Here is a 21,570-nt window from a genome sequence, read left to right on the forward strand (position 1 = left end):
TCTGCGCTTTCGACGACGCAGCCTTCCCCACCCCCTCACCGCGAACTCGCAAAGGACCGAACATGACCCGCGTAGCCGATCGCTTCACGAATGGATTCGACGCCGAGGTGGTCCGCGCCTGGATCGCCGATGACCCCGATCCGCAGACAGCCACGACGTTGGAGCACATCCTCGCCGAGGCCGAAGCCGGGGACGTCGCCGCGATCGCCGACCTCGAGGACCGGTTCGCCGGCCCCCTCGCCTTCGGCACGGCCGGACTGCGCGGCGAGATCGCCGCGGGACCGAATCGGATGAATCGGGCGGTGGTCATCCGTGCCGCCGCCGGACTCGCTTCGTTCCTCTCAGGCACCGTCGGGGAGGGTTTCCGCGTCGTCATCGGCTGCGATGCCCGGTACAAGTCTGCAGACTTCGCCGCCGATACCGCCGCTGTCATCACTGCTGCGGGCGGCACAGCCATCCAGCTTCCCGAACAGCTGCCGACTCCGCTGCTCGCCTTCGCTCTGTCCCACCTCGACGCCGATGCCGGTGTCATGGTCACCGCCAGTCACAATCCGCCGGCGGACAACGGCTATAAGGTCTATCTGGGCAGACGCCCGCTGCTCGCCATCGAACCCGATCCGGCGGCGTCCGAGGCAGGAGCCGGTGCACAGATCGTCAGTCCGGCCGATGCCCTCATCGGCGAGCAGATCGCGGCTGTCGATTCCGTCGCCTCGGTGCCGCGTGCCGAATCCGGCTGGGAACACCTCGGCGAGGAGATCGTCGAGACCTACCTGAGCCGCATCGATGCTCTGGGCGTGCGGGCGGAGTCCGACTTGTCGATCGTGCTCACCTCCCTGCACGGTGTCGGAGCCGGCGTCGCCGAGGCGGCACTGATGCGCACCGGCTTCACGAACCTCCACCCGGTGACCTCCCAACAGGCACCGGATCCTGACTTCCCGACCGTGGCCTTCCCGAACCCCGAAGAAGCCGGTGCCCTCGACGAGTCCTACGAACTTGCTCGGGAGGTCGGTGCGGAACTCGTCATCGCCAACGATCCCGATGCCGACCGGTTCTCCGCGGCGATCCCGGATCCCTCTGCGGCGACCGGGTACCGGCAGCTGTCCGGCGACGAGGTGGGGCTCCTCCTCGGCGAGGATGCCGCCACCCGGCTGGCAGCCGGGACGCACCATGCGGGGCAGGGAGCGGACTCGGCTGCGCCGGTGTTCGCGAATTCGATCGTGTCCTCTCGCGCGCTGGCCGCAGCGGCCGCCGGTCACGGTTTCGCGGCGGTGAACACGCTCACCGGTTTCAAGTGGATCTCTCGCGTCGCCGGCCTCGTCTTCGGTTACGAGGAGGCGCTGGGCTACTGCGTCGACCCGACGGCGGTGCGCGACAAAGACGGAATCTCCGCGGCAGTGACCTTCGCGGCCCTGGCTTCGCGACTCAAGGCGGACGGGTCGAGCATCGAGGCCGAGCTCGATCGGATCCGGGGGCGCGACGGCTTCTTCGCCACCGCCCCGCTGAGCTTCCGCCTCGACGACGTCTCCCTCATCGCCACGGCCATGGCCAAGCTGCGGGAGAACCCGCCGACCACTCTGGCCGGCTCCCCTGTCGCCGAGGTCCATGATCTCTCGACCGGATACCAGGGGCTGCCCCCGACCGATGGGATCCTGCTGCTCTCCGATTCGGGTTCCAGGGTCATCGTCCGCCCCTCCGGCACGGAACCGAAGCTCAAGTGCTACCTCGAGGTCGTGGCCGAGCCCACGGAACTCCAGGCAGCCACCGATGCCGATGCGCGTGCGGCCGCCAGCGCGGGAGTGCGACTGCCGGCCACCTCGGCGAGTGCCTCGCTCAAACCCGCACTGCGGGAACGTCTCACCTCGATCAGCACCGAACTCAAAACCTACTTCGGACTATGACCCAATTGCTACGTGACGGCGGCCCAGCAACCTCGCGCGAGGTTCCTGGGCCGCCGTCGGGTAGCAATTAGAGGGAGTTGAGGATTGCGGCGGAGCCGGAGAGGCCGAGGCGGGAGGCACCGGCGGCGATCATCTCTTCGGCGGCCTCGACGGTGCGGATCCCGCCGGAGGCCTTGACGCCGAGGCGGTCACCGACGGTTTCGCGCATGAGCGCCACCGCGTGTGCACTGGCACCACCAGCTGGGTGGAAACCGGTGGAGGTCTTGACGAAGCCGGCCCCGGCGGCCTCGGCACGGCGGCAGACCTCGACGATCTGCTCATCGCTCAGCGCCGCCGATTCGATGATGACCTTGACCAGGGAGTCCCCGCTGGCCTCGACGACTCCGCGGATATCGGCCTCGAGGCCGTCGAAGTCACCGGCGATGGCCTGGCCGATGTTGATGACCATGTCGACCTCGGCGGCACCGTCGGCAACGGCACGGACGGCCTCGGCGGCCTTGACCTCGGCCTTGACCTGCCCGGACGGGAACCCGACGACGGTGGCGACCACGAGCTCACCGGGGTCGGTGACCGGCAGCATCGACGGAGACACGCAGATGGCCAGCACGCCCAGCTCCTTCGCCTCGGCGACAAGCGCCTCGACATCGGCGGGGGTGGCTTCGGGCTTGAGCAGGGTGTGGTCGATGATCGCGGCGACGTCCGAACGGCTGGTCATGGGTTCCTCCAAGATGATTGGTGCAGGGTCTTCGGCGGCTTCGAATGCGCTGGTTCCAGCGTAGCGGCGCCGGGACCGGCACAGAACCGACGCTGCAGTGGTCTTTGACTCAGGTGATCTTTTCGAACACGATCGATTCCGGCACCGAGGCGGCGTCCCCACCGATCTCGACCGCGTCGTCGAGCGATGCGATCGCCCGGGAGAAACGTTCCGGAGTCGCCGTGTGCAGAGTCATGAGCGGTTGACCGGCGGTGACGCTGTCACCGGGTTTGGCGTGGAGTTCGATGCCGGCGACGTCCTGAACCGGATCCTCCTTACGGGCGCGCCCGGCACCGAGCCTCCACGAGGCGACTCCCACCGACAGTGCGTCGAGCTTCGTGAGCACCCCGGACTCAGTCGCGGTGACGACCTCGGTGTGCTCGGCGACCGGCAGCGGTGCCTCAGGGTCGCCGTTCTGTGCCCGGATCATCCGCTTCCAGACGTCCATCGCCCGCCCGTCAGACAGCGCGGCGCGCACGTCGACATCGGTCTTGCCGGCCAGGCGCAGCATCTCCTCGGCCAGTGCGACGGTGAGGTCGACGACGTCGGCCGGTCCACCGCCGGCGAGGACCTCGACGGATTCGCGCACCTCGAGAGCATTGCCGACGGTCAGACCCAGAGGTGTCGACATGTCGGTCAGCAGCGCCGAGGTGTTCACCCCTGCGGCCTGGCCGAGGTCGACCATCGTCTGCGCGAGCGTCCGAGCCTTCCTCAGATCCTTCATGAACGCCCCGGAGCCGACCTTGACGTCGAGGACGAGGCCGGATGTGCCCTCGGCGATCTTCTTCGACATGATCGACGAGGCGATGAGCGGGATGCAGTCGACCGTCGAGGTGGTGTCGCGCAGGGCGTAGAGCTTCTTGTCCGCCGAGGCCAGACCGGTGCCGGCGGCGCAGATGACCGCGCCGATGTCCTCGAGCTGGTCGACGATCGCCGCGTTGCTCAGCCCCGCCTGCCAGCCCGGAATGGACTCGAGTTTGTCCAAGGTCCCGCCGGTGTGGCCGAGTCCGCGCCCGGACAGCTGCGGGACGGCGACGTCGAAGACCGCCACCAGCGGAGCCAGGGGCAGAGTGATCTTGTCACCGACTCCCCCGGTCGAATGCTTGTCCGAGGTGGGCCGCGTCAGGGACGAGAAGTCCATCCGCTCACCGGAGGCGATCATCGCCTGCGTCCAGTTCGCGATCTCGACCGGCTCCATATCGTTGATGAAGATCGCCATGGCCAGCGCGGCCATCTGCTCCTCGGCGACGACGCCGCGGGTGTAGGCGTCGATCACCCAGTCGATCTGCTCCTTGCTCAGAGCCTGGCCATCGCGTTTGGCGGCGATGACGTCGACGGTGTCGAATGCCTCTACAGTCACGGTCTCAGTCCTTCGTTGTCAGCGCACCGGCAGGTGATTCCCGCATCGGCGGGCCACCTCGGTGAGGGTGTCAGTGTTTCGCGTTGTGGTCGGTCCGGCCCGCGCTCAGGTGGTCGGGCCCGAACGCTTCGGGCAGGACCACCGACAGCGGGGACCGTCCGCTGGGCATATTGAGGATGAGTTCATTGCCGCCGTGTTCGAACAGCAGCTGCCGGCAGCGTCCGCAGGGGACGAGGGTGTTGCCGTCCCCGTCGACGCAGTCGAAGGCGACGAGGCGGCCCCCGCCGGACATGAGCAGGTCGGAGACGAGCGAGCATTCGGCGCACAATGTCACACCGAACGAGGCGTTCTCGATATTGCAGCCGCCGACGATGCGCCCGTCGTCGACGAGTCCGGCCGCGCCCACGGGGTAGGACGAGTACGGCACATAGGCCTTCGTCATCGCCCGCTTCGCTTCGGCTCGCAGCAGCTCCCAGGTGCCTTCGCTGAGGTCATCGGGGCAGACCGGGGTGGGTTCCTCGCTCCAGATGTGTTCGGAGGCGTCGTGCCCGGATGGGTCGTGCCCGGAGGCGCCGTGTTCGGGTGCGGGGGTGTCGGGGACAGCCATGGGGATACCTCTTCCTGCAGAGTGCGACTGTTGGGTTCTCGAGGGGTGGTGCGATCACGTCGCCGAGGATGGACTCACTTCACGTAGGGCACACCTTCCGCCGCCGGCGGGCGGACCCGACCGACGAAGCCGGCGACCGCGAAGACGGTGACGATGTAGGGCAGCATGAGCAGCAGTTCGTTGGCCACCGGGGTGCCGATCGACTGCAGCGTGTTGCCGAGGCTCTTGGAGAAGCCGAACAGCAGCGCGGCGAACAGGGCACCCTTCGGGTTCCATTTGCCGAGGATCATCGCCGCCAGAGCGATATAGCCCTGCCCGGCCGACATCTCTTTGCCGAAGGCCAGTCCGGAGCCGACGGTGAAGAAGGCGCCGCCGAGTCCGGCGATGGCACCGGCGAGCAGCGTGTTGCGCACGCGGGTGAAGTTGACCTTGATGCCCACGGTGTCCGCGGCCTTCGGGTGCTCGCCGACGGCCCGCATCCGCAGACCCCACTTCGAGCGGAAGACGAAGATCTGCAGAGCGATGACGACGACGTACATGATGTAGACGAGGATGTTCTGATCGAACAGCACCCGTCCGAGCACCGGAATGTCCGAGAGCAGCGGGATCGGCAGGTTCGGCAGCTTCTGGCGGGCGTTCCACAGCTCGGGGTCCTGGGTGAGGACGGTCGAGTAGAGGAAGCTCGTGACACCCACGACGAGCACGTTGAGGACCACGCCGATGATGATCTGGTTGACCCAGTACTTCACCGCGAAGAAAGTGAGGATCACGGCGACGAGGGCACCGGCGATCGGGGCCGCGAGCAGACCCGCGTACGGGTTCTTCACCACCGAGGCGACGACCGCGGCGAGGAAGGCACCGGCCAGCAGCTGACCTTCGATGGCGATGTTGATGATGCCCGAACGCTCGCCGACGAGACCGCACATGGCGCCGAAGATCAGCGGCACCGACAGGGCCAGGGCACCGGCGAGCAGCGTCGTCAGCGGGATCACTCCGCCGGATCCGCCGCCTGCCCAGGCGAGGAAGGACACGACGAAGAGGATGCCGAAGAGCATCGGGAACCAGGATCCGATGTCGAGACGCTTGACGCTCAAGTAGATCGACACGGCGGCCATGATGACGAGCAGGATGCCCAGTGCCAGTCCCGCCACGGTCGAGGACACGACGAAGTCAGGGATCGCGAAGAAGTCTCCGCCGCTGGCGAAGCGGAAGGTCGTCTCCCCGTCACGGCCGATGAGGCCGAAGAAGACGAACGAGACCAGAGCCAGGATCGAGTAGACGATCGGGAACTTCCAGGCGATCGGCGCGAGCGCCTTGACCTGGGATGAAGGTGTGGTTTCCACGGTCTGAGCAGTCATCTCAGTCCTCCTTCCGCTTGAGCACCGGTGTGGGCAGCCGGAAGATCGACCTCACCAGGGGCGGGGCCGCGATGAGCAGCACGATGACGGACTGGACGACGAGGACGATGTCGATCGGCGTTCCCGTCTGCGACTGCATGAGGTAACCGCCGGCCTTGAACGCACCGAAGAGCAGACCAGCGAGGAACGTGCCCAAGGGCTTCGAGCGTCCCAGCAGAGCCACGGTGATCGCGTCGAAGCCGATCGAACCGCTGATGCCGCCGGTGAGTTTGTATTCGGTGCCGAGCACCTGTGCCGCGCCGCCGAGTCCGGCGAGGGCACCGGCGACGATCATGACGATGATCGTCACCTTCGACACGGAGATGCCGGCGGTGCGGGCCGCATGCGGGTTCGCACCGACGGCTTTGAATTCGAAACCGATGGTCGACCGGTCGAGCAGCCACCACACGAAGATCGTGGCGAGGATCGCGATGATGAAGCCGAAGTGGAGGCGGAACGGTGCCGGCAGGAGCAGGAACATCTGCGAGGAGTCGTCGATGACGCGTGACTGCGGGTTCGCCGATGTCGTGTGCGTGAACCAGTTCTGCTTGAGCAGGTAGCCCAGCGCATAACCGGCGATCGAGTTGAGCATGATCGTCACGATCACTTCGTTGGCTCCGGTCCGTGCCTTGAGCACACCGGCGATGCCGGCCCAGATCGCGCCGCCGATGATGCCGCCGAGGACGGCGACGAGCATGTGCACGACCGGAGGCAGCGGAAGCGCGTAGCCGAGGAACCCGGCGATGGTCGCGCCGAGGATGACCTGGCCCTGACCGCCGATGTTGAACAGCCCGCAGCGGAAGGCCAGAGCGATGCCGAGACCGGTGAGGATGAGCGGGGTGCCCGAGACCATCGACTCGGTCAGCGGACGGATAGCCCGTTCGGCCGTCCGGGCGTCCCAGTCGAAGACCGCGCCGCGGAACAGGGCCGAATACGCGTTGCCGATGGTCGAGAAGAGAGTGGAGAAGAACTCGCCGGGGGCGGCGAAGAAGTTCTCGGCCGCCGCGACGACCTCCGCGTTGGACACGGCGATGAGGACACCGCCGAGCAGGAGGGCGAGCACGATCGCCAGCAGCGAGACCAGCCAGGACCCCGACAGGATCTCCTGGAGGAGAGTCTGCTGCTTGCCGTCCTCGGCCTCGCTCTCCGGCGGCGGTGCCGCAGAGGGGGCCGCCGGTGAGATATCAGTCGTCATTTGGTCTCCTCCGCCGAGGTGGTGGCTGAGTCGTCGTCCGCGGTTCCCGCTGCGGTGGCAGCGGTCCCCGCCTCATCGGTGGCGGCCTGCGCATGGTCAGAGCCATCGCTCGTCCCGGTGGTCGCGGCCAGCGCTTCGTCGGCAGGGACACCGGCCATCATCAGGCCCAGGGCCTCGCGGGAGGTGTCTGCGCCGACGACGCCGACAATGCGCCCGGAGTACATCACGGCGATGCGGTCGGCCAGCCCGTAGACCTCGTCGAGCTCGGTCGAGACGATGATGCAGGGGGTGCCGGAGTCGCGTTCGGCGATGACGCGCTTGTGCACGAACTCGATCGAACCGACATCGAGGCCGCGGGTGGGTTGGCTGGCGATGAAGAGCCGCAGTTCGCGGCCGAGCTCACGGGAGAGCACGACCTTCTGCTGGTTGCCTCCCGAGAGGGTCGAGATCGGGTCGACGACGCTGCCGAGGCGGATGTCGAATTCCTCGACCTTCTTCTTCGCCTCCGCGGTGATGGTCTTCGATCTGAGGTTGAGCCCCTTCGCATAGGGTTCACGGTCGTAGACGTCGAGGATCATGTTGTCGCGGATCGCGAATTCCGCGATGATGCCGTCGGTCGACCGATCCTCGGGCACGAATCCGATGCCGGCGCCGAGGCGGTCCTTGACGGATGCTCCGCCGAGGCTCTTCCCGTCGAGGGTGATCGTGCCCAGGCGCGGTTCGGTCAGACCGATGATCGTCTCAGCCAGTTCCGTCTGGCCGTTGCCCTGCACGCCCGCGACGGCGAGGATCTCGCCGCGGCGGACGTCGAATGACACATCGTCGACGACGACGTTCTCGGCCTTGTCGACGACGGTCAGGTTCCTGACCTGGAAGGTCGCATCACCGGGGTCGGCATCGTCCTTCTCGGTCGTCAGGGAGACGGCACGGCCGACCATCTGGCTGGCCAGCTCGGTCTCGGTCGAGTCCGGGGAGGCCTCGCCGACGATCTTGCCGCGACGGATGACCGTGATCGAGTCCGCGATCGCACGGACTTCGCGCAGCTTGTGGGTGATGAACACGATCGAGGTGCCCTGCTCCTTGAGCTGGCGCATGATCGAGATGAGCTCATCGGTCTCCTGCGGCGTGAGCACGGCTGTGGGCTCGTCGAGGATGAGGATCTCCGCGTCGCGGGACAGGGCCTTGATGATCTCGACCCGCTGCTGGGCGCCGACGGGCAGATCCTCGATGAGCGCATCGGGGTCGATGTTGAAATTGAAGCGGGAGGAGATCTCGGTGACCTTCTTCCTCGCCTCGGCGATGTCGAGGAGTCCCAGACTCTTCGTCGGCTCGTAGCCCAGCGCCACGGATTCGGCGACCGTGAAGACCGGCACGAGCATGAAGTGCTGGTGGACCATGCCGATGCCGGCGGCCACGGCGTCGCCGGGACCGGAGAACTTCACCGGTTCGTCGTCGATGAGGATGTCTCCCCCATCGGCGTCGTAGAGTCCGTAGAGGACGTTCATCATGGTGGATTTGCCGGCGCCGTTCTCACCCAGCAGGGCGTGGATCTCGCCCGGCTCGATGGTGAGATCGATGTGGTCATTGGCCACGAACGATCCGAACACCTTGGTCATCCCGCGAAGCTCGAGTTTCACTGCTCCCGGTTCTCCTCACAAATTTGAAAACTGCAGGGCCGAAGATCTCCGGCCCTGCAGTTTAACCGATGAGCTTACTTCGGCGTGCTCTCAGACTCGACCGTCAGGGAGCCGTCGATGATCTGCTTCTTGAGATCTTCGACCTTCTTCTTCACATCTTCAGGAACCTCGTCCTCGAAGTCGTGGAAGGGAGCGAGACCGACGCCTTCGTTCTCGAGGGTGCCGATGTAGGGCTCATTGGTGAAGTTATCCTCGGTGCCTTCCTTGATGGTGTCCTCGACCGCATTCGCGATCTCCTTGACCACCGAGGTGAGGATGATGTCGCCGTATTCGGTCGACTCGTAGCCGTCTGAGTCGACCCACACGAGCTTGACGTCGCCGGCATCCTTCGCGGCGGCGGCCGCTCCGAGGCCGACGGGGCCGGCGACGGGCATGATGACGTCGGCGCCCTGGGAGATGAGCTGCTTCGTCAGTTCCTGACCCTGGCCCTGGTTCTCGAAGTCACCGGAGAACGATCCGTCCTGCTTCTCCTTGTTCCAGCCGAGGAGCTTGACGTCCTTCTTGTTGTCTTCGTTGAACTTCTTCACACCATCGGCGAAGCCGTCCATGAAGATCGTCACCGACGGGATCTGGATGCCGCCGAAGGTGCCGACCTTGCCGGACTCGGAAGAGGCGGCAGCGACATAGCCGGCGAGGTACGCGGCCTCGGCGGTGTTGAAGACGACGGGCTTGGCGTTGTCGATGGTCACGGGCTTGCCGTCGGCGTCGGAGAACGTGGAGTCGATGAGCGCGAAGTTGAGGTCGGAGTTCGCCTCGGCGGCTTCCTGGATCGTGTCCTCGAGGAGGAATCCGACGCCGAAGGTGAGGTTGCAGCCGGCCTGGACCATGTTGTCGACGTTCGGCTTGAAGTCCGAGTCGCCCTGAGACTCTGCGTCCTTCTCCTCGATGCCGAGGTTCTTCACCGCGTTCTCCATGCCCTGCTTGCCGGACTGGTTGAACGACTGGTCGTCCCAGCCGCCCGAGTCAGAGACCATGCAGGCGAGGTAGTCGTCGGCGGAATCTCCGCCACCGCCGGAACCGCAGGCCGAGAGCACAAGGGCGGATGCGGCGATCATCGACACCGCTGAAGCGAGCTTCTTCACGTTTTCTCTTTTCTAGTCACAGACAGCGGACACGGTCGAGGCCCCTGGCTGCCCCTGCCGAAAATGTGAAACCACTGGACGATCTGTCATATTTTGGTGAGTTTCGGCCAGTCTAATGCACCGAAGACGTTTCGAACGGCTTGCTAGCACGTCGAACACGGACACCGATATGAAAACGCAATAATCGGTCACGGAACGCCGCTGCCGGTCCGGAATGCGAGCAGGATCGGCCTCGTGTTTGAGACGGGTACGGCGAGCGGCCCGAACAGCGAGGGCCGCATGGTGGGGCGGTCGGCGGCCCGCGGTGAATTAGGCTGGAGGACGATATGGCACATCTTCTCGGGGCCGAAGCCCTGCACCTCGAATACCCCACCCGCGTCGTCTTCGACTCCGTCACCCTCGGCGTCGAGTCCGGAGACATGATCGGCATCGTCGGCCGCAACGGCGACGGCAAGTCGAGCCTGCTCGGCATGCTCGCCGGCACCATCGAACCCGATGCCGGGCGGGTGACCTATCGCGGCGGGCTGCGCCTGGGCATGCTCGGGCAACGCGACGATCTCGATGATGAGGCGACCGTCGGCTTCTCCGTCGTCGGCGACGCCGCTGACCACGAATGGGCGGCGGACCCGAAGGCCCGGGACATCATCTCGGGCCTCATCTCCGACCTCGACTGGAATTCGACGATCGCCAGCCTCTCCGGCGGGCAGCGTCGCCGGGTGGCGCTGGCCGCCCTGCTCATCGGCGATTGGGACCTGCTCATCCTCGACGAACCCAACAATTCGATGGGTTGTTCGTTCCGGACACCTCGATTCTACCGTCGCGGCAGGGCGGCGTCACGCCCTAGTGCTCGTCGTCGGGCCTGTGGGAGGCGGTCTGGCGTGCCGTGTCGTACTGCGCTAGCCGGGAAGGGTGGTCGCTAATGGCTACACCTCTGCTGGGGGCCGAAGGGCTGCATTTGGAGTACCCGACGCGGGTGGTCTTCGACTCGCTCTCTGTTGGGATTGAGGAAGGCGACCGGATCGGGATCGTCGGCCGCAATGGTGACGGCAAGTCGAGTCTGCTGGGGATGCTCTCGGGGCAGATCGAGCCGCAGGCGGGTCGGGTCACCCGACGGGGCGGCGTGCGATTCGGGGTCCTGGGTCAGAGCGATGATCTGGCCCCGGAGGCTACAGTCGGGTACTCGATCGTCGGTGACGCGCCGGAGCATGAGTGGGCCAGCGATGCGCGCATCCGCGATGTGATCGGCGGGCTCGTGGCGGACATCTCCTGGGATGCTGTGATCGGCCGGCTCAGCGGCGGGCAGCGACGACGCGTGGCTCTCGCGGCCCTGCTGGTGGGTGACTATGAGCTCATCGCTCTCGACGAGCCTACGAACCATCTTGATGTGGAGGGCATCGCCTGGCTGGCCGAGCACATGAAGCGGCGCTGGCCCAAGAACTCCGGTGGGCTGCTGGTCATTACGCACGATCGCTGGTTCCTCGATGAGGTCTGCACCGAGACCTGGGAGGTGCACGACGGCATGGTCGAGCCGTTCGAGGGCGGCTACGCGGCGTACGTGCTCCAGCGGGTGGAGCGGGATCGAATGGCGGCTGCGGCCGAGAGCAAGCGGCAGAACCTGATGCGCAAGGAGTTGGCCTGGCTGCGCCGTGGTGCTCCAGCGCGGACGTCGAAGCCGAAGTTCCGGATCGACGCGGCCAACGAGCTGATCGCTGACGTGCCGCCGGTGCGCAATCCCATCGAGCTGCAGCGGGTCGCGGTCGCTCGGCTGGGCAAGCAGGTGGTGGACCTGGAGGACGTGAGCGTGAGTTTCGGGGGTCGGACGGTTCTCGATGAGGTGACCTGGCGTATCGCTCCGGGTGAGCGCACCGGCATCCTGGGCGCGAACGGTGCGGGCAAGTCCACGCTGCTCGGGCTGATCTGCGGCACTCTGGAGCCGACCGAGGGTCGGGTCAAGCGGGGTAAGACGGTGCAGGTCGGCATCCTCGATCAGCAGTTCTCCCAGCTCGCCGACATCGGCGGGGACCGGGTGCGCGAGGTGCTGGCCCGCACCAAGACGACGTTCCAGATCGACGGCAAGGACCTCACCCCGGCGCAGCTGCTGGAACGCCTGGGGTTCGCCCGCGAGCATCTGTCGGCGCGGGTCGATGACCTCTCCGGTGGGCAGAAGCGGCGACTGCAGCTGCTGATGCTGCTGCTCAGCGAGCCGAATCTGCTGCTCCTCGATGAGCCGACGAACGATGTTGACGCGGATATGCTCGCCGCGCTGGAGGACCTGCTGGACTCCTGGCCGGGCACGCTGATCGTGGTCTCCCACGACCGCTACCTGCTGGAGCGGGTCACCGACCAGCAGTACGCGATCCTCGATGGCGGGCTGCGGCATGTGCCCGGCGGGGTGGACGAGTATCTGCGGCTGCGAGCCGCACAGGAGCAGCAGGCCGTGACACCGTCGCCGATGAGCGCTCAGAGCAGCGAGGAGAAGACGGCGTCGTCGTCTTCGTCTTCGGAGTTGTCGGGTGCGGAGCGCCGGGCGGTGCAGAAGGAGATCGGTGCGATCGAGCGCCGGCTGGAGAAGCTGTCGGGAAGCATCGACCGTATCCACCAGCGTCTCGCCGACCACGATCAAAGCGACTACGAGGGCTTGCAAGGCCATACCGATGAGCTGCGCGAGGCGGAGGGCGAGGTCGCCGAGCTCGAAGAGCGGTGGCTGGAGCTGTCCGAATCGATCAGCTGACGGGCCAGGGCTCCCGCCCCGCAGACAGAGGTTCGCGCCTGCCGCTTCGTGAGCGACAGGCGCGAATGCTGATCCCGATGACCGGGGTGATCAGGCCTGCGGCGGTCTGTGCTCGTTTCCTGTTTCGGCGGGGGTGGGTTCTCGGTAGGTCTCGGGAACCTCTTCGGCGCGACGACTGGCTCGTGATTCTCCGATCTCCTGCAACGTGAGACGGATCAGCATCTCCGACAGCTTGTGCAGATCGGGTGGTTCGCGATGCACCGCCCTGATAGAGAAATGTCGTTCGTCGTACCGACGCTGCGAGGTCTTCTTCACGTACTTGCCCATCGTGCACTCCTACGCCGAGACCGTCGGTTCGGCGATAACGTGCTCCCGAGAGTTACGCTCCGTGCGCCGCTCGGTGTGCTCGTGGATGCGCACGCGGGCGAGCAGAACCAGGCTGACGGGGCCGATCCAGAGCAACTTGAGCGCCGACCAGATCGCGACCAGCACGATGAGGTTGAGCCAGCCCGGCTCGCCGTCACGGATGATGACGGTCAGTAGGCTCGCGGTGTAGAGGTAGGGGATCGCGAGCAGCATCGCCGGGATGCCCCACTTGAGGCCGCGACGGGTGCGGACCTTGTCGAGCACGATGTTGGTCGGCATCCGGCGGCGCATGAAAACGCGGATATGGATGCTGGCGAACCAGATGAGTCGGAACATGATGCCTCCAAGCACGTAACTGTGGTGAGGCAGTACGTGTGGAGTGTCCCGAAGGACGGCCCCAAAAAGGGGGCCTACATGGTGAGGGGCGAATCTGCCTCTGTGCTTCTCACTCTACGCCGCGCGTACGACGCGCGGTAGCCCCCGCGGGCCGTGCTCGGTCGCTGGCGGTGCACCTTGCCGGTGACCGTCTGGGAAGGGACACAGATCATGGCGAAGCTGGCAGAGCAGGCGAAGGGTGAGCGGCAGGCACGGATGATGCTGTCGATGATCGCCGAGCCTGACGACGCGGCCACCGGCCGCATCCTGCACCGACTCGGCGGGGTCGAGACGCTCCAGCTGCTCGAAGACGACCAGGCCGCGGTGCCGGAGATGAACCGCGCCGATGCGATCGCCTGGCGCAACCGCGTCGCCCCGCGCATTGAGGGCGACATCCCCGCACGAGTTGCGGAGGCGGAACGAGCCGGTATGTCCACGCTCATCCCGACCGATACGGACTGGCCGCACGCGCTCAACGACCTCGGCTCCCGCGCCCCGTACCTGCTGTGGACACGCGGGGCGACCTCCTTCCTCGCAGGCGCTCTCACGGATCGGGTCACGATGACCGGCTCCCGGGCGGCCAGCGAGTACGGCGTCCAGGTCGCCGGGCATCTCGCCGGAGACCTGGCCCAACAGGAGCGCACCATCGTCGCCGGCGGCGGCTACGGCAGAGACGCCGCAGCACACCGGTCGGCACTCGCCGGCGGTGGAGGCACGATCGCGGTACTGGCCGGCGGCATTGACCGTCCCTACCCGCGCGGGAACTCGGACCTGCTGGCCCGGATCGGCGATCTGGGGATGCTGGCCAGCGAGGCTCCTCCGGGGGCGACGCCGACCCGGTGGCGGTTCATGGCCCGCGCCCGTCTGCTGGGTGCGCTCTCGGGCGCGACGGTGATCCCAGAGGCAGGCTTCCGGTCGGGATCGCTGCTGGTGGCAACAGAAGCCCACCGGCATAGCCGCGCCGTCGGAGCGGTCCCCGGCCCGGTCACGTCGGCGGCGAGTGTGGGGCCGCATGAGCTCATCAAGCGCGGACGCGGTGAGATCATCACCGATACCGAGGTGCCCTTTACTCGGTTGATGGGTTGAGTGCAGCGGAAACTAGATCGTTGCCACTACTTCTCCGAGAAGCGAACGTTCAAAACTAGTAAGCGGTATTCTCTCTGTGCCACGCAACACCTGAATTGCTTCAAGCATCTCATCGAGACTTCGGGAGTTCCCAAGTCCGCGTACCAACTGTCGCGATATCTCAAGAGGCAGGCCGTACTCTTCCAACGTAGTGAGATGCGGAGCGGAGAACATGCTCTCAACTCGGGCCGAGAAACCGTCGAATGACCCAGATTCCAATCCGCGCTCCTCAAGAATCTCGCTCACGACTACATCGAGCGCCCTCAACGCAGTGGGAAAATTGTGGTCTAGCCAGTACCGCACGAAATCGAACGCCGCCTCAATCTTCTCGTCAACGCTGGGAGATTGGTCATGCTCGTTCTCAACAAACCCCGCGATAATGTCCTTCATTCGGCCTTCAACGAGAGATGCTTGATTGACTTGATAAGCGACTTGCTGCGCGCTGTATGCGCCGTGCCCACGATGATACGAAGGAGGAATGTAGTTCCACATCAGTTCGCAGACTGCCCGAAGCTCCGCCCATTTTGGGTAGGAAGTAGACCACTGCAGCGGCTGAAGCCGTGACGTGGGCAGCGTGCGAATATGCTTCGCAAGCTCGGTTGCAGCTTCCGGTTCTACCCCCTTTATCGAGCGCAGAACCTTCAGGCTAAGGCCCGACTCTTCTAATACAGGTGACACCCGCTCCCTGGTCTCGTCGCTCCAATCTCCTTCGTCGATCTGCACGAGTAGTGAACTCGGGGCAATATCGCTTTGGCTGACACCAGGAATGTCAATTTCGGGAAACTCTCTCGTCGGGGCATCATGAAAGAGTACGATCTCACCCACGAAATGCTTAAACATTCTGCCAACACGGCCACGTATGTTAGCGAATGTGAAGTAGTTGTATGCCCTATTAGCAACTTTGCGATCAAGAATTATGATGCGTTTTGCTCGGGTATTGACTCCTTCGATCAGAGAGTTCGTGCAGACAAGCGTGTCAAGATCACCGTCTTCGAATCCCTGTACCATCTTTTGTGCGCGCCAACGAGGAAGGCGTCCATGATGCACACCCACACCACGTCGCAGCGCTCTTGAGACAATCCAATCCGGATGGTAGTTCTCTTCGATCCACTCGGCTACTTCCGGTAAGCCCCGACTAACGGTCGCGCCACTTGACCGCTGTTCGATCAGCGCTTCCAAAGCCTTTCGCGTCTTTGCTGGGCTTTGGCAATATACCAACGTGGGGTCACAGGACGAACCAATCAATTCGGCTACTATCGCGAGGCGTTCTTCGTCGTTTGAAGCCTTGATTTTTCTGGTGTCAGCAGCAACGGTGGAGAAATCAGTTCTGATGAAAGAAGCACGAAGGTTAGAAGGGAGGACTGATGCGAGGCCATCCACGACTGGACCCGCAAAGTAAAACTGGGCGCCAGTCTTAGCGAGTCGCAAGAATGCCTGATTCAACATTGATGCGCGTTGTTCTAGAGTGCCTTCGCTCTCCTCCGCGAGCTTGTAGAACTCGTCAATGAAGAACAAATCAACCGCAGGGAGTTGAGGAACCGCGAGCAACCGCTCCTGTGTCATGACCAGGATGTTGCGTTCACTCAACTCCTGGTTCGGGTGGGTGACAATCTTGTACTCACGAAATTGGGAGAGGCGTCGGCGGGTCTCATCCAGAAGTGCGATGGTAGGAACCACGAGTACCAGGTTCTTGTACCTGCCAGTTTGAACTAGTGCATCTATAACCACGCTCTTTCCAAAGCTGGTTGGCGCCGAGAGAATTACATTCTCTCCTTCAACCAGGCGGTGAAATACTTGAGACTGAATGCGGTGGAAGACGGTCTCAGAGGCTGGGTTGGGTCGGTTCATTTCCATGATGACCGCATCCCGAAGAGAGTCATGGTCTGCACCTTGAACGGCATAGGGGTACAGTCCGTGCATCATTGCTAGACTTCGAAGGATTTCGCCCTCGGGTCCCGTCCTACTGATTTTCTCAAGCGCTCGAATTACAAGATCCGTGCTTTCAGATCCGATGCCATTAATTGAAGTGAAAGCAGCAATATCGGATAGGATCTCAAACTCGTCGTCAACCTCACCGCGTAGCAGAGATGTCAGTTCTGCGTGAGAGCCTGCCATGCTTTCAACCTCCCATCGAAAGCGGACGTGAGTTCGGCCTTGGTGTCCATTGGGAAGAAAAACACGTGTGCCCTGATCTGACGAGGAAGTGTCCAGTTCTCGTACCTGTCTCGCAGACTCTTCCAGTTGTTCATGACCTCGGTTCGTAGATCAGCGAGGTACTCCTCAGTGCTCTCCTTGTGCCTGCCCGCAGCTTCGCTGTCATAGGAAATGAAGATAGGAACTACGACACTCTTGAATGTTCTGTCCAACGAGGTCTTTCGAGACAACAGCGCGGTGATCATGTCCCGGTGAGGATAGTCGTCAGGAATCTTGTCGGTTATGGCGGCAAATTCGTACCGCAGGTAGTCGCGACTGAGATGTAGCTTCAGCTCATCATATATTGCGCTGGCTGCACCGTAGCTGTCCTTATAGAGCTTCGATTCGCCAAGCCAGAGTTCTAGTTCCCCGGAGGCTCCTGTATCGACAATGTGGGCACAGTCGAAACCTTTGACAGTGTCGTTGGCAGCGTCTTTGAAGTAGATCCGGGATATAAGTCGCGAACTTCCATAGAACTTGCGCAGAATCATGTGAAGGAGGAGTTCACCAATTTCTCCTCTTCTCTCAAAGTCGATGGTGGCGTAAACACGACTGAGAGCCTTCCCGAGCAGTGCTGTGCCAGTAGCGTGGTTGTACCCTTCCAGTTCTTGCGTAGGAAGAATCCAATCGGCTGCCCAATTGATCAGGTCGACGCTGAGGTCATCGGAGCGCCATGTTCCATCTTCGAAACCGGCGCAAAACGTTGCAGATGGTAAGAGACTGTCGGTGTGATCTACGACGAGTTCAAGGATCGTCTCAGGAACTGGGAGCTTCGTAGCCATTGCCGACAGTTACCTCCGTGGATAGCTGAAGACGCTCAACGGAGGTGCCCATGAGGTCGAAGTTGCTGTCATAGCTACGCGTGCCGCAGCCATGCGGTTGAGTCACATCCTATCCTCTTCGGCTGTAGCCAAGAGGTCCTCTGGCGTGAGTGTCACCAGATGTCACAGGGATCGTTCTTGCCTCCTGACGCTGACAGAACGTTGGGCGACAGAGTCTCCGGTCTGAGGAGTATCCGCAGCTACCCGACGTATGGCTGCCGCTGCGCGGGCGCGGTCAATCTTCTGCGCCGCGCTCTGGGGTGCCGGGCCGAGTGGGGTGTCGTCGCTGATTTGGTAGCGGTCGCGGTAGGCCGCGATGGTCCGGGCGTCACGTCGCCAGCGTGCCTGTTCGCGGTCACCGGACGGCGGGTCACCGAGCGGCTGGGTCCACGGTTCGCCGGTCTGGCGGGCGGTGTCGAGGATCGCGTCGGCGCGGGTCTCGATCAGCTCTCGTCGCTCGGTCAAGGCCTGGAGCATGTCTGCCGCGATCGGGCCCTGCACGTGCGGGATGAGGCCGGCGATCAGCCGCGGGGTCTTCCTCGTGCGCCCCGACCCGGCCGGCTGGGCGGTGGCGCGTGCGAGACGGTAGTGCATGACCTTGGCGATGTCCTCGGCGTCATCGAAGCCGCGAGCAGCCACCAGGCGCGGGAAGAGTGTATCGACGTCGTGGTGGTTGGCCTCGGCGCGGCGCAGCTCGGCAGTCAGCGCTCCGAACGCGACCGAGCCCAGCGTGGCGTCGGCCTGCTCTTCGGTCAGGCCTGAGTCGCGGATGAGGGCGGCCCAGCGGTCGTGTTGGGCGGCTGCGGCGATGGTTTCGTACTCGGCGGCGAGCTGAGCGATCGAGCCCCACTGGTCCTGCTCGGCGGTGATCGTCTCGTGCGCGGAGAGCTCGGCTCCCGAGTGCTGCAGCACTCCGTAGAGGACCGAGCGGCCGGTGGCTTCCTCGTTGTCCGAGGGGTGCGGTGCGGCGTGGTCGTCGGGGCGGTCGAGGACGACGTAGGCGTGGTTGGACTCGCGGCCGCGGGTCATCGCGACGTAGACGTTCTCACGGGTCGAGGACGGCTCGACCAGCACATGTGCGGCATCGACCGTGATGCCCTGCGCCCTATGCGCAGTGACGGCGTATCCCAGATCCACGTGCTCGGCCACGTAGTCGGCCGGCAGCACGATCGACCCGAACCTTCGGCCGGGCTTGCGGATCGTGATCGACCCATCATCGCGCACGTCAGTGACCTGCCACCGTTCGCCGTTGCGCACCCACCCCCGGCCTGTGCCGGTGCGCAGGCGCCGGTCGTTGCGGCGGGTGATGATCGTGTCCCCGACCCCTGCGGACGTGCGCTCGGCCAGCGCGACCTCTCTGGTGGGGCGGATCGTGCCGTCCAGGATCAGGTCGGCACGGGCCCTCGCGTTCAGCGCGGTCACGTCATCGCGGGTCTCGGCGATCAGCACCGACGCCCGTCCGGCGTCGCGGTCGGCACGCCAGGCGGTGTAGGCGGCGTCGATCATGTCCTCGGCGTCACCATCGCTGATGCGGCCGTGACCTGCGTAGGTGTCGATCACGCGGGTGCGGCCGTGGCGCAGATCGAGGGAGGCGGTCTTCTCCCATTCGTGGACGAAGCGGTGCACGTCCACGAGCTCGGGAGCGTCGTCGCGGTCGGCCACGAGCATCCCGAAACTCCCGCCCGCATCGACCGACTGGAGCTGCCCGTAGTCGCCGACCAGCAGCACCTTCGCACCCGCGCCGGCCGCCAGGGCGGTGATGCGATCCAGCGACAGGGTGCCGGCAAGGGAAGCCTCGTCGATGATGACGAGCTGACCTTCCTCGAACGTGGTGCCCTGGGTCAGATGGTTCTGCCACCATTTCGCCGTGTTCTCGGTCGCGATCCCGAGATCCTCACCGAGAACTTGCGCGGCCACCGCCGACGGCGCAAGCCCGACCACCGAGCCCTTCCCGTGCTGCTTCTCCCATGCCTGGCGCAGCGCTGCCATGGCGGTGGTCTTCCCGGCACCGGCCGGGCCGACCAACACGTCGAGAACCCGGCCGGAGACTGCGATCTGGGTGAGCGCTGCCGCTTGGTCGTCGCCGAGCAGGTGCCCTTCCCGGTCGGGCTTCGCGGTGATCTTCTCGACCGTCTCGACCTCGACCATCGGGCCGGTCAGGGTGCGGGAGCGTTCCAGGAGACGGTCTTCGGCCTTCAGCAGCACCGTGGAGGAGAACACGGTCGAGTGGCGGCGCCGGAACACGCTGGTGCCGTCTGGGCGGCGGAAAGCGGCCGGGCTGGTAGCGAGCTCGGGCGGCGTCAGCCGCAGTGAGGCCTGCTCGGCGGCATCGGCGATCATCCCCACGGTGGCCTCCCGGTCGCTCGCGGTCGCGAACCGCCATTCTATCGACTGTCGGCTTGCCTCGGCGTGGAGGTTCCATCGCCGCCAGGTCGAGCGCTTCTCGCCCACAACCTCGACCACCGAGGCGCCGAGCTTGGCGATCACCTCTAACGGCACATCATCAGTCCGCAACGGCCGCACCTGCTGCGCCGTGGCGAGGAGACCACCGGCCCAGCCGGTCGCGTCCTCACCCAGTAGACGGCCGGCCCGCTCGCGCCAGCCGCTCGTCAGGTCGGCCAGGGAGTGGACCTGCTTCTCGGGGCGGGTGGCGAGGGTGGCCTGGGCGCGCAGGCGCACGATCGTCCGCGCCGAGGGCCGGCGACCGTGCTCGGCGGTGTAGGCGGCGATGAGCCGGTCGGCCTCGGCATCGATATCGCGGGCGCGGGAGGAGAACTCCTCGATCAGCTCCTCGCTGACCCCGGTGATCTCCCACGCCGGGTTACGGTCCCGGCCCCGATCCCGCGCCTCCCACTCCACGCCGAGCGTGCCGGTGAGGCGGTCGGCCAGAACCGCGTTGTAATGCTCCGAGAGCGCGACCACCGCCGCATGCATGGGCCGCCCGTCCAGCGACCGCCAGCGTCCGTCCAACGCGGTCTGGACCTTGTTGGAGATCACGACGTGGGTGTGCAGCTGCGGGTCCCCGGAGCGGCTGTCGTAGTGATCGAAGGCCGTGGCGATCAGGCCGGTCACGTCGACCTGGGCGACCGCGCCATCGGCGGCGGTGTAGCCGGTGCGGGTCGCGGCGACCTCGCGCTCCATGAAGTCCACGACCTCGGCGACCGCGTCGTGATGCGCCTGAGCGATCAGGGCCTGCGTGCCGGCGTCGGCCACGCCCCACAGCACCGAAACGGACTTCGGCACCGAAAACGTGTAGTCGAAGCCCGCAACCGAACGGCGGTTGCCCCGCTCGATCTCCTCGGCCTCGATCTGGCTGATCTGCTCGGCACGCTCACCCATCCCCAGGCCAGGGTCGAGGTCCGCGACGCGCTGCTCGATCCGTTCCGCGACCGAGACGTACCGTGGGAAGGCCCGCCCGAGCGGGTCGCCGCTGACGGGGTCGCGGCCCATGCCGATCAGCAACTGCAACTGCGACTCTGAGACCTCATCGCCGTGAACGATCTGCCCGTCGCCGAGGCCGTGCAGAGCCGACCCCATCCAAGTGCCCGGTGGTGTTCCCTCCTCCGTGTAGTACCTGGTCAGCGGGGTCGAGAGGGAGCGATCGCCGTCGGCGGCAGCGATCGTGCGAAGCAGGTACTTGTACCCGTCACCCGCACTCATCACCCGCATCGAGACCGTCATGCAGATCAGGTGAACCGCGCAGTCACCATGCAGAACGGTGACAATGTCCGAGCGGCGTGCGTTACTCTGCGTAGCACCTCGTCAACGTAACGGTATTGACAGCCGTCGGTCACGGCGTTCGCACGTCTGAGCGGAGTAGTTCCGCGCCGCGTTCGCCCCTCGACGATGATTTTTGGCTATGGTGGATGTGTAGACACGGGGTGCCCGACGCGGGCTGAGATCACACCCGGGAACCTGATCGAGTTCGGACTCGCGGAGGGATGTCGATGAACGACGTTATGCAGGCAC

At 65.0% G+C, this 21,570-nt stretch carries 15 protein-coding genes, 1 pseudogene and 1 riboswitch; of the genes and pseudogenes, 4 read left to right on the plus strand and 12 right to left on the minus strand.

All coding sequences use genetic code 11. From position 1 onward, the window contains the following. The first annotated feature begins 62 nt into the window (after nt 1-62). Entirely contained in the window at nt 63-1,898 is a 1,836-nt protein-coding gene (locus EB836_RS14145) for a phospho-sugar mutase (RefSeq protein WP_135541504.1), read from the plus strand. A gap of 67 nt (nt 1,899-1,965) precedes the next feature. On the opposite strand, the gene deoC is transcribed toward EB836_RS14145, so the two are convergent. The 7 genes from deoC to EB836_RS14180 form a co-directional block, all read right to left on the minus strand. Continuing rightward, complete coding sequence (gene deoC, locus EB836_RS14150) at nt 1,966-2,613, minus strand: deoxyribose-phosphate aldolase (protein WP_135541506.1); 648 nt, start codon at nt 2,611-2,613, stop codon at nt 1,966-1,968. Between the two features lie 109 nt (nt 2,614-2,722). Continuing rightward, complete coding sequence (locus EB836_RS14155; RefSeq protein ID WP_135541508.1) at nt 2,723-4,012, minus strand: thymidine phosphorylase; 1,290 nt, start codon at nt 4,010-4,012, stop codon at nt 2,723-2,725. Between the two features lie 70 nt (nt 4,013-4,082). Further along, nucleotides 4,083-4,541, minus strand: a complete 459-nt coding sequence (locus EB836_RS14160; RefSeq protein WP_276606438.1) for a cytidine deaminase — start codon at nt 4,539-4,541, stop codon at nt 4,083-4,085. Nucleotides 4,542-4,693: 152 nt separating this feature from the next. Next, nucleotides 4,694-5,977, minus strand: coding sequence for an ABC transporter permease (locus EB836_RS14165; protein WP_135541511.1), 1,284 nt, complete (start codon nt 5,975-5,977; stop codon nt 4,694-4,696). A gap of 1 nt (nt 5,978) precedes the next feature. Further along, nucleotides 5,979-7,211 carry an ABC transporter permease gene (locus tag EB836_RS14170; RefSeq protein WP_135541513.1) on the minus strand — a complete coding sequence of 411 codons (1,233 nt, stop codon included), beginning with the start codon at nt 7,209-7,211 and terminating at the stop codon, nt 5,979-5,981. Beyond that, nucleotides 7,208-8,848: an ABC transporter ATP-binding protein gene (locus EB836_RS14175; RefSeq protein ID WP_135541515.1), complete on the minus strand. Its 1,641-nt coding sequence runs from the start codon at nt 8,846-8,848 to the stop codon at nt 7,208-7,210. Before EB836_RS14175 ends, EB836_RS14170 begins: the two co-directional genes overlap by 4 nt. 74 nt (nt 8,849-8,922) lie before the next feature. Beyond that, nucleotides 8,923-9,990 (minus strand): BMP family ABC transporter substrate-binding protein, encoded by a 1,068-nt coding sequence (locus EB836_RS14180; RefSeq protein WP_240689994.1) that lies wholly within the window; start codon nt 9,988-9,990, stop codon nt 8,923-8,925. A 326-nt stretch (nt 9,991-10,316) separates the two neighbouring features. Between EB836_RS14180 and EB836_RS14185 the strand changes: the two are divergent. After that, nucleotides 10,317-10,775 (plus strand): annotated as a pseudogene (locus EB836_RS14185) (ATP-binding cassette domain-containing protein); the annotation flags it as partial. A 134-nt stretch (nt 10,776-10,909) separates the two neighbouring features. Continuing rightward, nucleotides 10,910-12,721: an ABC-F family ATP-binding cassette domain-containing protein gene (locus tag EB836_RS14190; RefSeq protein ID WP_135541517.1), complete on the plus strand. Its 1,812-nt coding sequence runs from the start codon at nt 10,910-10,912 to the stop codon at nt 12,719-12,721. Between the two features lie 90 nt (nt 12,722-12,811). Here EB836_RS14190 and EB836_RS14195 read toward each other — a convergent pair whose 3' ends face one another. Together EB836_RS14195 and EB836_RS14200 are read right to left on the minus strand one after the other, a co-directional pair. Further along, entirely contained in the window at nt 12,812-13,048 is a 237-nt protein-coding gene (locus tag EB836_RS14195) for a hypothetical protein (protein WP_135541519.1), read from the minus strand. Nucleotides 13,049-13,057: 9 nt separating this feature from the next. Beyond that, nucleotides 13,058-13,423 carry a sulfate permease gene (locus tag EB836_RS14200; protein WP_135541521.1) on the minus strand — a complete coding sequence of 122 codons (366 nt, stop codon included), beginning with the start codon at nt 13,421-13,423 and terminating at the stop codon, nt 13,058-13,060. Between the two features lie 210 nt (nt 13,424-13,633). Here EB836_RS14200 and EB836_RS14205 point away from each other — a divergent pair, with 210 nt between their 5' ends. After that, nucleotides 13,634-14,548, plus strand: a complete 915-nt coding sequence (locus tag EB836_RS14205) for a DNA-processing protein DprA (protein WP_240689996.1) — start codon at nt 13,634-13,636, stop codon at nt 14,546-14,548. A gap of 12 nt (nt 14,549-14,560) precedes the next feature. Here the strand turns inward: EB836_RS14205 and EB836_RS14210 are convergent, their stop codons facing one another. The 3 genes from EB836_RS14210 to mobF all read right to left on the minus strand — a co-directional run bounded on the left by EB836_RS14210 (nt 14,561) and on the right by mobF (nt 21,282). Further along, the gene (locus EB836_RS14210; protein WP_135541524.1) at nt 14,561-16,702 is read right to left on the minus strand and encodes a DEAD/DEAH box helicase; all 2,142 of its coding nucleotides are present in this window, start codon (nt 16,700-16,702) and stop codon (nt 14,561-14,563) included. Further along, nucleotides 16,678-17,562, minus strand: coding sequence for a DUF1837 domain-containing protein (locus EB836_RS14215; protein ID WP_135541526.1), 885 nt, complete (start codon nt 17,560-17,562; stop codon nt 16,678-16,680). The genes EB836_RS14210 and EB836_RS14215 overlap by 25 nt, the downstream gene beginning before the upstream one ends. A 162-nt stretch (nt 17,563-17,724) precedes the next feature. Beyond that, on the minus strand, nt 17,725-21,282 hold the full coding sequence (gene mobF / locus EB836_RS14220) for a MobF family relaxase (RefSeq protein ID WP_167854467.1): 3,558 nt from the start codon (nt 21,280-21,282) through the stop codon (nt 17,725-17,727). Nucleotides 21,283-21,468: 186 nt separating this feature from the next. Then, nucleotides 21,469-21,560: riboswitch (TPP riboswitch) on the plus strand. Nucleotides 21,561-21,570: the final 10 nt, after the last annotated feature.

This window comes from Brevibacterium sp. S111, from assembly GCF_004745075.1.
Taxonomy (GTDB): domain Bacteria; phylum Actinomycetota; class Actinomycetes; order Actinomycetales; family Brevibacteriaceae; genus Brevibacterium.